This window comes from Synechococcus sp. PCC 7335 (genome assembly GCF_000155595.1).
Classification (GTDB): Bacteria; Cyanobacteriota; Cyanobacteriia; order Phormidesmidales; family Phormidesmidaceae; genus Phormidesmis.
Window position 1 is genome coordinate 1,895,108 of record NZ_DS989904.1, and the last position, 11,854, is coordinate 1,906,961.

The 11,854-nt window shown below is 49.5% G+C and carries 16 protein-coding genes; 6 read left to right on the forward strand and 10 right to left on the reverse strand.

Going from position 1 to position 11,854, the window contains the following annotated elements; all coding sequences use genetic code 11:
• Positions 1-93: 93 nt before the first annotated feature.
• Positions 94-642: a pentapeptide repeat-containing protein gene (locus S7335_RS08270; protein WP_157620132.1), complete on the forward strand. Its 549-nt coding sequence runs from the start codon at positions 94-96 to the stop codon at positions 640-642.
• Between the two features lie 276 nt (positions 643-918).
• Positions 919-1,482 carry a YHS domain-containing (seleno)protein gene (locus S7335_RS08275; protein ID WP_006454741.1) on the forward strand — a complete coding sequence of 188 codons (564 nt, stop codon included), beginning with the start codon at positions 919-921 and terminating at the stop codon, positions 1,480-1,482.
• 208 nt (positions 1,483-1,690) lie between these two features.
• Here the strand turns inward: S7335_RS08275 and S7335_RS08280 are convergent, their stop codons facing one another.
• The 3 genes from S7335_RS08280 to clpP form a co-directional block, all read right to left on the reverse strand.
• Complete coding sequence (locus S7335_RS08280; RefSeq protein ID WP_006455638.1) at positions 1,691-2,563, reverse strand: DMT family transporter; 873 nt, start codon at positions 2,561-2,563, stop codon at positions 1,691-1,693.
• Between the two features lie 38 nt (positions 2,564-2,601).
• On the reverse strand, positions 2,602-3,468 hold the full coding sequence (locus tag S7335_RS08285; RefSeq protein ID WP_006456368.1) for a methylated-DNA--[protein]-cysteine S-methyltransferase: 867 nt from the start codon (positions 3,466-3,468) through the stop codon (positions 2,602-2,604).
• Positions 3,469-3,624: 156 nt separating this feature from the next.
• Complete coding sequence (clpP, locus tag S7335_RS08290; protein WP_006455354.1) at positions 3,625-4,230, reverse strand: ATP-dependent Clp endopeptidase proteolytic subunit ClpP; 606 nt, start codon at positions 4,228-4,230, stop codon at positions 3,625-3,627.
• Positions 4,231-4,410: 180 nt separating this feature from the next.
• Between clpP and S7335_RS08295 the strand changes: the two genes are divergently transcribed.
• Positions 4,411-5,073, forward strand: a complete 663-nt coding sequence (locus S7335_RS08295; RefSeq protein ID WP_006456377.1) for an SDR family oxidoreductase — start codon at positions 4,411-4,413, stop codon at positions 5,071-5,073.
• A gap of 57 nt (positions 5,074-5,130) precedes the next feature.
• On the opposite strand, the gene S7335_RS08300 is transcribed toward S7335_RS08295, so the two are convergent.
• Complete coding sequence (locus S7335_RS08300) at positions 5,131-5,565, reverse strand: hypothetical protein (RefSeq protein ID WP_006456844.1); 435 nt, start codon at positions 5,563-5,565, stop codon at positions 5,131-5,133.
• A gap of 106 nt (positions 5,566-5,671) precedes the next feature.
• Here S7335_RS08300 and petN point away from each other — a divergent pair, with 106 nt between their 5' ends.
• From petN to S7335_RS08310, 3 genes are all read left to right on the forward strand, one after another.
• Entirely contained in the window at positions 5,672-5,761 is a 90-nt protein-coding gene (gene petN / locus S7335_RS26745) for a cytochrome b6-f complex subunit PetN (RefSeq protein WP_071776921.1), read from the forward strand.
• Positions 5,762-5,943: 182 nt separating this feature from the next.
• Positions 5,944-6,147, forward strand: coding sequence for a hypothetical protein (locus S7335_RS08305; RefSeq protein WP_006456915.1), 204 nt, complete (start codon positions 5,944-5,946; stop codon positions 6,145-6,147).
• Positions 6,122-7,573, forward strand: a complete 1,452-nt coding sequence (locus S7335_RS08310; protein ID WP_227499968.1) for a 16S rRNA (cytosine(967)-C(5))-methyltransferase — start codon at positions 6,122-6,124, stop codon at positions 7,571-7,573. The genes S7335_RS08305 and S7335_RS08310 overlap by 26 nt, the downstream gene beginning before the upstream one ends.
• Here the strand turns inward: S7335_RS08310 and S7335_RS08315 are convergent.
• From S7335_RS08315 to S7335_RS08335, 6 genes are all read right to left on the reverse strand, one after another.
• Positions 7,542-7,823: a hypothetical protein gene (locus S7335_RS08315; RefSeq protein ID WP_157620134.1), complete on the reverse strand. Its 282-nt coding sequence runs from the start codon at positions 7,821-7,823 to the stop codon at positions 7,542-7,544. The genes S7335_RS08310 and S7335_RS08315 overlap by 32 nt on opposite strands.
• The gene (locus tag S7335_RS08320; RefSeq protein ID WP_006456050.1) at positions 7,820-8,611 is read right to left on the reverse strand and encodes a YdcF family protein; all 792 of its coding nucleotides are present in this window, start codon (positions 8,609-8,611) and stop codon (positions 7,820-7,822) included. The genes S7335_RS08315 and S7335_RS08320 overlap by 4 nt, the downstream gene beginning before the upstream one ends.
• A 45-nt stretch (positions 8,612-8,656) precedes the next feature.
• Complete coding sequence (locus tag S7335_RS08325; RefSeq protein WP_227499969.1) at positions 8,657-9,043, reverse strand: hypothetical protein; 387 nt, start codon at positions 9,041-9,043, stop codon at positions 8,657-8,659.
• A 146-nt stretch (positions 9,044-9,189) separates the two neighbouring features.
• On the reverse strand, positions 9,190-9,726 hold the full coding sequence (locus tag S7335_RS28790; RefSeq protein ID WP_006454141.1) for an AAA family ATPase: 537 nt from the start codon (positions 9,724-9,726) through the stop codon (positions 9,190-9,192).
• Between the two features lie 5 nt (positions 9,727-9,731).
• Positions 9,732-10,808 carry a hypothetical protein gene (locus S7335_RS08330; RefSeq protein WP_006453371.1) on the reverse strand — a complete coding sequence of 359 codons (1,077 nt, stop codon included), beginning with the start codon at positions 10,806-10,808 and terminating at the stop codon, positions 9,732-9,734.
• 165 nt (positions 10,809-10,973) lie between these two features.
• Complete coding sequence (locus tag S7335_RS08335; RefSeq protein WP_006456732.1) at positions 10,974-11,624, reverse strand: 50S ribosomal protein L25/general stress protein Ctc; 651 nt, start codon at positions 11,622-11,624, stop codon at positions 10,974-10,976.
• Between the last annotated feature and the right edge of the window lie 230 nt (positions 11,625-11,854).

Sequence of the window (11,854 nt, forward strand, 5' to 3'; positions counted from 1 at the left end):
AAGGGCGATAAACCGTTCAGATATGATCCACAAGATATGCGACCAGTCGAGTTTATGCTTTTGTAAGGTAGGTAAGTGATGAAGGTAGGGCTGATGAAGAGAGAACTGAAGGCGCTCGACAAAATAGCTTCCTTTGTTGTGGGTTTTTGTCCCAAACTCAGTACGCTACTTAAGCTAGCGAGTTTGCTATTGATAGTTTTTATCTGGTCAACGCCTGTTCTTGCTCAAGACAATACGGTTGATTACACGCTGACAAATCAATCAAATATGGATTTTTCTGGGAAGAATCTCTCAGGCACTTCTTTTGCAGCGGCTGATGCCCGTGATGCTAATTTTGAAGGTGCTGATATGAGCGGCACGATCTTAACGAAGGCAACTTTTTTGCGCACAAACCTGAAGGGGGCTGATTTTACGAAGACGTTTGCCGATCGGGTGCTGTTTGACGGTGCCGATCTGACCAATGCCATCTTTGTAGAGGCGATCGCTACTAGCAGCTCATTCGGCGATACTATCATCACTGGCGCAGACTTCTCTGACGCCATCATTGATCGCTTCCAGGTGAAGAAGATGTGCAAACGCGCCGACGGCATCAATCCTGTTACAGGCATCTCTACCCGAGAAAGCTTGGGCTGTCGCGACTAAGTAGATGGCGCAGCTAGTAGGTGCCATAGCTAGTAGCTGCCGTCGCTACCAGTGCTTTAGACTCAACGGACGAGGCTAGCGCTGTCTTGGAGCTAGCGTGTAGAAGCGATTGCCTAAGAAACTTCTACCGCTCTCCTTTGATTCGCTTTCCTTTAATTAGGATGTCTGTCTCACAGGCAATTTAAGTGGCTATCAGGGTTCATTCATTTTGTCGGCGTGGGCTAACTCTATTCTGTTTTTAGAACATTTAATCAGTCACTTAAGACACAAGGTGAAATGAAGATCTTAAACAGACCTATTCCTTCTCAATTAGCTAATCGCTCCGCTAAAAAGCCTCTAACAAGCAGATCTTTGATCTTAGGCGTACTAGGATTGGCGATCGCGGTAACCGCCTGTACCAGCAGCCCAACTGTAGAACAGAGCAGTGCGGACGGCTCACCAACCACAGAAACGACGGCCTCAACGACGAAGACCTATGCCAAAGACGGTGTTGCCATTGGCGGTGCTGACCCGGTTGCCTACTTTACTGAGGAGGCGTATGTTCCTGGTAGTGCTGATTACACGCATGAATGGCAAGGCGTAACCTGGCAGTTTTCTAGTGAGGAAAACCGCGATCTATTTGCTGAAAATCCTGAGCAGTACGCTCCTGAATATGGGGGCTTTTGCGCCTGGGCAGTGGCAGCAAAAAATTCGCTGGTTCCAATCGATCCAAACGCTTGGAGCGTCGTTGATGACAAGCTGTATTTAAACGCGAATCAAAAGGTACAAGCTGACTGGACGGAAGATATTCCAGGATTTATTGCAAAAGCAGACGACAATTGGCCAGCGTTGTCTCAGTAATTCCTATCACAATTCGCACTTAGCTTTTCTATCACCAGGAGCTACAGCTTTCGTATAGATAAAGCTAAGTGCTTTGCCATCTGCTAACTGCGTTTAGTAGATGGCGATACGTACGCTAACAAACATATACGCTAACAAGGAGTTGTAAGGGTTCACTAATGGAAGTATTCTGCTTGAGGTAACCCATTCATCGATCAAGCTGTAGCACCTAGTGTCGAGAAGAAAACAGCAGTCCATTAGCAACAGCAGTTCCTAACAAAATTAGACAGCATCCTAGAACGATTGCAACGGTAAGGGTTTCGTGTAAGAAGATCGTTCCCCACAGCACCGCAAAGATGGGAACTAAATAAGCCACAGTCAGCGCTTTAGACGCTCCGATATTTTGAATCAGACGAAAGTACAGCAGATAAGCTAGCGAAGTAGAAAAGAGGGCAAGGACAAGAACGGCCAGCATCACCTTGATCGAAGGAATAGCATTGGGCGCTGTAAAAGGTAACAAAGGCAGCAGTGCTATAGCAGCACTCAGTTGACTAACTGGCGCAATAATCAGAGGGGGTATGCCTGAAAGGTGACGCTTGGTGTAGGGAGCTGCGATCGCATACATCATCGCGGCCATCAGACCCGCCGCAATCGAGCCGATTATCGTGGGCGTTATCGTCATCGGCTGTAGTCCAATCAACACAACGACGCCAGCAAACCCTAAAAGCAGTCCTATAGTTCGAGCAATAGTTAGTTTTTCCTGGAACCAGGTTGCTGCTATCAACGTACCAAACAGAGGAGTCGTCGCGTTCACAATAGAGGTATAGCCCGCCGGCAATGAGAGCGAGGCAAAAGCTAGAAACAGGAAGGGCAAGGCCGAGTTGATACTGCCCACGATGAACAAGGGCACCAGACTCGGACGAATCACCGACCATGCGGGCGATCGTAATAGCAAAGGTAGTAGCGCTAAGCCAGCTAATAGCACCCGGCATTCGATCAGCCAAACTGGACCTAATACAGGCGCAGCTATCCGCATAAATAAGAACGAACCACCCCACAAAGCAGATAGCAACAGCAGCTCAAGGACATCTGAAATCCGCATTCGTTTTCCTTCCTGGCTCAGTTAAACTTCGCCCTAGTTCAGCGATTAGATTGAGCTGCTTCCCAACCCAAAATAGCCTGCTTGCGATCGCTTCCCCAACGATAGCCCCCTACTTCCCCTGAGCCGCGAATGACACGGTGACAAGGAATCAGATAGCCGATCGGGTTCTTGCCAATGGCAGTGCCAACCGCTCTAACGGCTTTTGGTCGCTCAATCATCTCAGCGATCGTTTTGTAAGTCGTCAGACTCCCTGATGGAATCTGCAACAATGCTCGCCAAACCTGAAGCTGAAAGTTGGTTCCTTTGACCAGCAGGGTTAGAGGCTGATGCGATTGAGCCATCGCTGGCGAAAAGATGCGATCGCACAGCGCTTGCGTCTGCTTCGGGTCCTCTACTAACCGAGCGCTAGGCCAAGTGCTGCTAAGTAACTTTTCCGCATCTAGCTCACTGCCGTCTTGAAAGTGGAGCGAACAAATGCCTCTGTTTGTGGTTGCGATCGCCACAGGTCCAAATAAAGTAGCGTGCGAACCATAGTGAATCTCTAGTCCTTTACCGCCGTTCTTGTATTCACCCGGCGACATCGCCTCTATAGAAACAAACAGATCGTGCAGGCGGCTAGGACCGGAAAGCCCAAGATTTGTACTGAGCTCTAGTAGGCTATTTGTTCGCGCGATACTAGCTTTGGCTTGCTCGATCGTTAAATACTGTAAAAACCGTTTTGGGCTGATACCCGCCCAGTGAGTGAAGAGCTTTTGAAAGTGATACTCACTTAGTCCGACATGCTGAGCAACCGCCGATAAATCTGGCTGCTTAGCCTGATGCTGTCGGATAAAAGCGATCGCCGCTGCAACCGTCTGGTAATGGTCTAACAGGTCATCTTCTAAATTAAGTCTAGGTAGACTCATCTTCACTTGCTCTTTGCTGTGCTCGCATCAGCTTACACAGGCCACGAGCGCAATAGCCACCCGATCCTTGCGACAGTTGCTACACCCGCCTTTTTACACTTTGCTACAGAAGCGCCTCTACAAGCCTCTACAAGCTGTCTAATCTTTCCAGGTAATCTAATTCACAGGCTCGGGGCGACTACCCACAGCGTGACGGTCGATTACCTGATCGACTAAGCCATATTCCATCGCTTCTTGAGGAGACATAAAGAAGTCACGCTCAGTGTCTTCTTTAATCTTTTCCAACGGCTGACCTGTATGCTTAGCTAGCGCCTCGTTCAGCATCGTCTTTAGATACAAGATCTCTTTGGCCTGAATCTCAATATCAGTCGCCTGTCCCTGCGCACCACCCGACGGTTGATGAATCATCACGCGCCCATTGGGCAAAATCATCCGCTTACCTTTGGCGCCCGCGCTAAGCAGAAAAGCGCCCATACTAGCTGCTAAGCCCATACAGATCGTGGCCACGTCTGGGCGGATATGATTCATCGTGTCGTATAGGCCCAAGCCCGCAGAGACAGAACCACCAGGTGAGTTGATATAGAGATAGATATCCTTTTCTGGGTCTTCAGCTTCTAGGAAAAGCATCTGAGCAACGATCAGGTTCATCGAGTCGGCAGTGACCTGACCATGTAAGAAGATAATGCGCTCTCTGAGCAAGCGTGAATAGATGTCGAAAGCGCGCTCGCCGCGACCCGACTGCTCAATAACGGTTGGAATCATTAGAAGCTCTAGAGATTAGATGTTCATTTCCCTAGATTGTACAGACTTCGTACGCCTCCTGGTCGGAGCTAGCGAAGTGTGGATAACCCGAATCTTCCCTGAAAGGTCTATCTGTAGAGCGTAGATATAGACCGGCAGCTTCGATGTAATAGTTGAAGGGTTGTTCTAGTTCAAAATGCTATGTCACATGTTTTTCTAGCTGGAGCCAGCCGAGGGGTTGGCCGTGAAGTTGCTAAGCAGTTAACCGCTAAAGGGCATCAGGTGGTGGCACTTCTAAGAAGCCAGGATGCTCAAGAAGCGCTATCAGAGATGAACATCACTACCGAAATTGGAGATGCCTTAGACGCGGACGCTGTAAAAGCAGCGATGAGTCCTCATAACGTTGATGTGGTGATCAGCACGATAGGTGGCGTTCCTGGTATGGAGGCTCGTGATCGCCCTGACTATCTTGGCAACAAAGATTTGATTGACGCTGCTGCCAAGGCTAAACGCTTTATCTTGATTAGCTCTATCGGCAGTGGTGATAGTGCGATCGCGCTCCCGCCAAACGTACTAGATACCCTCGGCCCTGTACTCAAAGAAAAAGCTCAGGCGGAAGATTATCTGGTTAACAGCGGATTGGACTACACTGTGATTCGTCCTGGCGGGCTGATATCAGAACCTGCGACTGGCCATGAGATTTTGAGCACCGACGTGTCTATAGCTGGATCGATTACAAGAGCTGGAGTTGCTCGGCTCGTAGTCGCCTGTATGGAGAGCGATCGCGCTAGAAACCAAATTCTTTCTGCCATCGATCTATCTATGCAGCGCACTGAAGGCGCGATTGATACTTTTGAGCTATAGCTGGCTCAATCTACTGGCTCAATCTACTGGCTCAATCCATCAGCTCAATCCACCAGCCTAATCAATTGGCTTAATCCACTGGCGATTAAGCGCAAAATCTAGCGCGTAGCGAGCCGCGACAAACCACAAAAAGCTCTCGCCCGTGATCAAAAGCCAGGGAATGAAGCTGAAGCTATCGTCCCAAGTAGCTTCGATCTGGGCAAGCGATCGTACCAAAGCAAATGCCCCTACCGCTCCGCCGCCCAAGTGCAGGTTGTCATCTTGCCTGACAATGTAACGATACGTAACGCCAAAAAAGAATCCTGATGCGATCGCCACTGCCAAATTCACTAACCAACTCAAAAGACTGTGGGGAATGGGTAAAGGCAGATCGGCGGTAGCTATGCCAAGCATCGTGATTACTGAAACCAAGCCGATCACTCCTGCTCCGACCAGGCCAGATTTAATCGACTCTAGCCGCGCTTCGGCAAGCGAAGCTTCTGTTGAGGTCACGTTTAATATCCTTGCTTCTCTAGTGAATCGTACTGTTTATTACCCTAGCGGTTCTAGCTTTACCGTATGATGGAAAGTGAAGAATTGATTCCCTTAGATTAAATTTATGGACATCTTGACACTTGGCTGGGTTTCTTTGTTTGCCTGCTTTACCTTCTCGATTTCTATGGTTGTTTGGGGTCGCAACGGTTTCTAGTAGATTTCTAGTATCAGTGCTAGCTAGTAAGCGTTCAGCCTTGAAGTGCACGGATTAAAGTGCATGAATCAAAGCGCATAGCTCAAAGTACTCGAATCAGAAGAGCGAATCTATTGCTGGTACTAAGTGCGTGCTAAGACACAGGGAAACAGATCCCGAAATAGACAAGGATTGACAGCGAGATGAGTGCTTTTATTAGCGAATTTCTAAGCATGGCATCACAAAATCAAGTACTGACGGTACTGGCTGTGATGTCCTTTGTATTGCTCATTGTCGTGACCGGCGGCGTGGTGTATCTTACCGCTATTGAATGGCGAGATAAGAGACGCCGTGGCGATGAGGCGAGGGCAATGCCTGCTCGTGGTGTTCGCGGCAAGCGGCAATAGTTTGAGTGAGCCTAAAGTCACCCCCAAAATAGCTAAGTCTAAAACAGCTAAGCCTAAAACAGCCAGGCAGATCGCCTTTGAAGCGCTTCGAGCGATTGACCAGGGCGCTTTTGCTGATGTTGTTATAGATCGCAAACTTAAAGGTACCCAGACCGGCACTCAACTGGGTATTCAGCTTAGCTCTCAAGACAAAGGACTCGTTACTGAACTAGTATATGGCAGCGTCCGTAGACGGAGGACGCTAGATGCGCTAATCGATCAGTTCGGCAAGCGCCCTGCTTCAAAACAACATCGCGACCTACTGCAGATTCTTCGCCTAGGCTTCTATCAGCTCCGCTATCTAGACCATGTGCCCGTTCATGCGGTTGTTGATACAACTGTACAGCTAGCAAAGTCTCAACGCCTCGGTAAGCTAAGCGGTGTGGTCAACGCTATGCTGCGTCAATACGCCCGTGAAGCGATGCCTGCTGCGAACGTTATTGCTGATCCGCTAAAGCTTCCAGAAGAGCGCACTCGGCGCTTAGGCATTCTACATAGCTATCCAGATTGGATTATCGATGTTTGGCGCTCTATGCTACCAGATGATCAGGTGGAGGCGTTGTGTGAGTATTTCAATCGGTCGCCCTATCTAGAGCTAAGGATTAATCTTCAGCGGCAGTCTTTATCAGCAGCGATCGCCCTCTTTGCCGACGCTGGTATCGAGGCGCTGCCCATAGAAGGCGTTCCCTCCGCGCTCAGACTGACCACACACGCGGGTGCGGTGACTCAGCTGCCGGGCTATGCAGAAGGCTGGTGGGCGGTTCAAGATAGCAGTGCTCAGCTAGTGAGCTATCTATTAGACCCGCAGCCAGGAGAGGTCATTATTGATGCCTGTGCTGCGCCGGGAGGAAAAAGTCTGCATATTGCAGAGCTGATGAGGAATGAAGGAACCGTCTGGAGCTGCGATCGCACCTCATCACGCACAAAAAAAATTCAGCAAAATATTGACCGTCTTGGCGCTACGATCGTCCGTCCGATCATGGGCGATAGCCGCAATCAACCTACCTTTTTGGGTCAGGGCGATCGCGTCCTCCTAGATGTTCCATGTTCCGGGCTAGGTACGCTGAATCGTCATGCGGATGCCCGCTGGCGACAGACGCCGGACTCGGTTGACTCTCTAGTCACTCTGCAGCAAGAGATATTGATGCACGCTTCAACCTGGGTAAAACCTGGCGGTGTCTTGGTTTATGCTACCTGCACGCTACATCCACAAGAAAACGAAGCCCAGATCAAAACGTTTCTTTCCCAGAACGCAGGTTGGACGATTGAGGCGCCGCCCCCTTCGTTTGGAATCGAACCTACTGAAGCAGGCTGGATTAAAGTGTGGCCCCACATTCAGCATATGGACGGCTTTTTCATAGTGAAGCTGCGCCGCGCCACCACATAAACGAATTCGCGTCATTCTGCATTGACGCTACCTCTGCCCGGTTCTGCTCAGCTAGCTTGTAATACCATTCACAATAGTCTGCAAACGCCTGTCGATGCGCTGCTTCTCGTTGAAAGTCAATAGCAGCCTGATGTAGCTGTAGTGCTTCGCTAACCTCTCTGACTTCAGCAGAGCGCGGCACCAAATATTCAAACACAGCGCGTTGATGGATGCCTAGATGATTGACATCCGGCTTGATACTATCGGTCATGCCCAGCCTCGAAGTCGATAAATTACAAACCCTACATATTCTTTCATCGCCCTTGTGAACCGCCCAGTCGCTTCAGCTCGGGGTAGCAAAGACAGAATCCGCCCTTCAATCGTAATCTCCCCCGACTCATCTGAGGGCGTTGTAACGAGATAATCTGTGGGAGCTGGAATGACGTCAATATCGAGCTTTTGAAAGATGGCGACAGAGCGGGGCATATGCACTGCAGAAGTGACTAGCAACACAGAGTCGATTGATTGCGCGGCTAGAATCTTTTTGACGTTCACTGCATTTTGCCGGGTGTTGAGTGAAGTCTCCTCCAAAATGATGTCTGCTTCAGGTACGTTCATTGCCATCGCAAACGCTTTCATATCGTCTGCTTCAGACTCATCACTGCCGCCACGCCACTGCACCCGGCCGCCGCTGAGGATTAACTTTGGCGCTCGACCCTGATTGTAAAGTCTAGCGGCATAGAGAATGCGATCGCCTGCTTCTGAGACTTCTACCCAAGGCCGTGGTGCGATCGCTGGTACAGTCGCTCCACCCAATACCACAATCGCATCGGCTGTGGGCACTGGGTCGGGTGGAAAGTAGCGCCACTCTAATGAACTGAGCAGTTTGTTGCTGACGATAGGGTTGCTGCTGAAGAAAAGGATAAATAAGGCAAGCGCGATCGCGCCCGAGGCCCGCCGAGGATGACGCCACAGCCAGACTAGCCCTAGCATCATCAACAAGCTACTAAGCCCCACAGGATAAACAAACAGAGGAAGCAGCTTAGACAGGAAAAACATAAAATTTGTGGAGTAATGGCAAATAGCGCTGCATGGGTAGACGATCTACTTCCTCTGTCGCCGGGCTCGGGCCCGCTTCTGACGCTCTATATAGCGCCGATTGGCTTTGTTAGTCTTTAGAAAGGGCAGCTCCAAGTATGGATTGCCCGAGTCGTTTGGGTTCGGGCGTTTGAGCTTGTTGGTAGGCGGGAGTCCTGCTGGATCCTTTGGCGCTCCTCCCTTCATTTGCCACCAGCCGGTCGCGATGCCACCGGCTAAGCCACCGATTGCACCATATAAAATACTAAAGGGCACTGAATAGCCCAACAAGAAGATGATGATGAGAAAGATCAGCCAGGTTCTAACAGCTGCTGGAATGATCAAATCAATCACGGCGGCAAATCCTGTATTGGGCGAAGGCAAGAGGGTGGTGGCGTGCCGATACATACTCAAAGCGAAGTCTATGCCTACATATGCCACCAGTCCCACTTATTGTTTATGAGGTGGTTGAACAGTAGGGCAAAGTTCAGCCAAGTGCAATTCAGATAGGTGACAAGCGCTATAAAAGTCAGCGCTCCAAATATATCAGCTTTTTTCTATCAGCTTTTTTTCTGGCCCTGATCCCATTCCAAAAGTGAATCGAAGACACGGCACAGTTGCTGCTGAATCTCAGCGATTGGCTTGGTCGTATCAACTACTACTACCGGATCTGTTGGGTCGAAAGGTTCCATAGACTGCTTTGCTAGGATTGTCGCAGTCGCGTCGGCAATATCGCCACACCGCTGTTCTACCCGCGCTTTCAAGACCTCAGGCGGCGCGGTGCAGTGCAAGAAAGTGAGCGGGAGATCTTGAGCAGCCGCTTTGGCGATCGCCTCTGTCCTTTTTGCCTGTCTATCAAACTTTGCATCCAATATCACCCGATAGCCCCGGGCTGCTAGCTGCACACCTAGATCGATGAGCCGAGTGTATGTCTTATTCGTCATCGCAGCGGTATAGATCTCATCGCTGCCTTTCTCATGCAAGCCAATTCCTGCGAGATGTTTACGCACCGCATCCGAGCGCAGACGAATAGCACTGGCTAGCTTTACTAGCTGATTAGCTGTCGTGCTTTTACCTGAGCCCGATAGCCCACACATCGCGACTATGGCCGCTCTTTTTTTTTTACATAGGACCAGGCTAGCTTATAGTACTTAGCCGCTTTCTCGCTAGCGGCCTTTTGATCTGCTTCAGATACAGAAGGATCGCCCAGCATAAAAGAAGTGACTTTTGCTCGCACGTAGGACTGACGACTGACATACAGGGGCAAAATCTCTAGCCCTTCGTAGTCGCCTGTTGCCTCAGCGTATTGATTCAAGAAGACTTGACTAAGGTCGTGTCGACCTGCGACTTCTAAGTCCATGACGATATAGGCAATATCGAACATCGTATCGACGAAGCGGAAAGGCTCATTGAATTCAATACAGTCAAAGAGTAAGATCTTGCCTTCCCATTCGCAGATATTGCCAAGATGCAAATCGCCGTGGCAAGCGCGTATTTTATCGGCATCTAGCCGCTTTTGAAAAAGGGCTTGTTCAGTTTCAAAGAAGCTGTCTGTGTAGGCTTTAGTTTCGTCAAACTGCTGCTGGGTTTGAGGTTTGGTGATCTCGTTGCCGCCAATGTAGGCAGTGGTCTGTTCGTAGTTTTCATCAAATGCCTGACGAATAGCGGCTGGGGTACCATAGCTGCGGATATGGTCGCTAGTAGCGGTTTGGCTGTGAAACTCAGCGACGGTTTGGGCAAGCGATCGCACCTTCTCTTCATCCAACAGTCCCCTGGCGAACTGCTCGCTAAGCAGCGCTGACTGTGGAAACTGTTGCATCTTTACCGCATATTCGATCGGTTCACCATTGCCATCGATCTGTGCTCTACTCGTTTCTGGGCTACTTATTTCTGGGCTACCTGCCGCCTCAGTAATTGCCACGACCTCTAGATACAAATCCCCCGCACCTCGCTGATTTAACCGCAGCTCTTCTTCACAAAAATGCTTGCGTTTCTCTAATGTGGAATAGTCTAGAAACCCAAAGTTGACCGGCTTTTTCAACTTGTAGACATAGTCCCCAGTCAGCAGCACATACGACACGTGAGTCTGCATTAGGCGAATAGGTTCAACCACCGGATGCTGATAGAAATCCGGCGCGAGCATTTGCTGAACTAGCGTGGGTAAAGTGGAATCAGGCATAGTTTCTAAAAGTAGGCAGAAATAGTTTCTACAAGTTAGGTAGATAAAGCTGTCAACTCCTAATAGCAAACAAAAGGGGCTAGGAATTTTATCTCCCAACCCCTCTTAATTTCCAAAAGCAAGCTGTTTAGAATTGGCCTACAGAGTAGGCTTTCATCGTAAGTCTCAATTAGCTGTGTTGATGTCTTCTTCAACATTGAGTGTTTCTGTCGGCGTTGCTTCAGGCACCTCTCCTGAGGCTGCTTCAACCGCGGCGGCAGTACGAGGTGCTAGCACTGATACTACCAACAGGCTAGGTTCTACTGTCACGGATGTACCTTTGGGCAACTTAATTTCACCGACATGTAGCGCATCGCCGATCTTCAGCTCAGAAACATCTACATCTAGCGACTGAGGGATCGCATCAGGTGGACACTTTAGCTGGATTTCAGTCATCACGGTATCAAGCGTACCGCCTTCGTCAGTCACACCAACCGCGTCCCCAACGAAGTTGATTGGCATACTAACTTCAATTTCTGACTGCGAAGCAATTGAGAAAAAGCTGAGGTGGTGAAGCTTATTTTTCCAAGGATGCTTTTGTACCTCGCGCAAAATCACTTTGCCGCTCCAGGGCACATCAGGTACGTTAACGGTAATCACTGACTTATTTACCGAGGCTTTGCGCAAAAGGGCTTCAGCGTCGTAGTTGCTGAGCTTCAACGGAAGAGAGTTGGCCCCATCATGTCCGTATAGGACGGCGGGTAGTGTGCCTTCTCTACGAAGTCTTTTGGGCTTGTCTTCCGGCGCGCGCTGAGCGCATTCAATTGATAGATCCATGAGAGTTCTGTTTGTTCAGGCGGTGTGTTCAGTCTGTAATGGGTTTAAAGCTAAGGCAGGTGTCAAAGGCCAGACAAGCCCGAGGATCTATAGTACCTGATTAGTGGGCGATCTCATGAGGTTGTTTTCTACTGATTCTCGCTGATACTTCCATCTGGGTAGACCATTTTCGTGCAGGCATTCCAGCTCTAGCAGAACTGCTGATACAAGAACAGGTGTTGATCCATCCA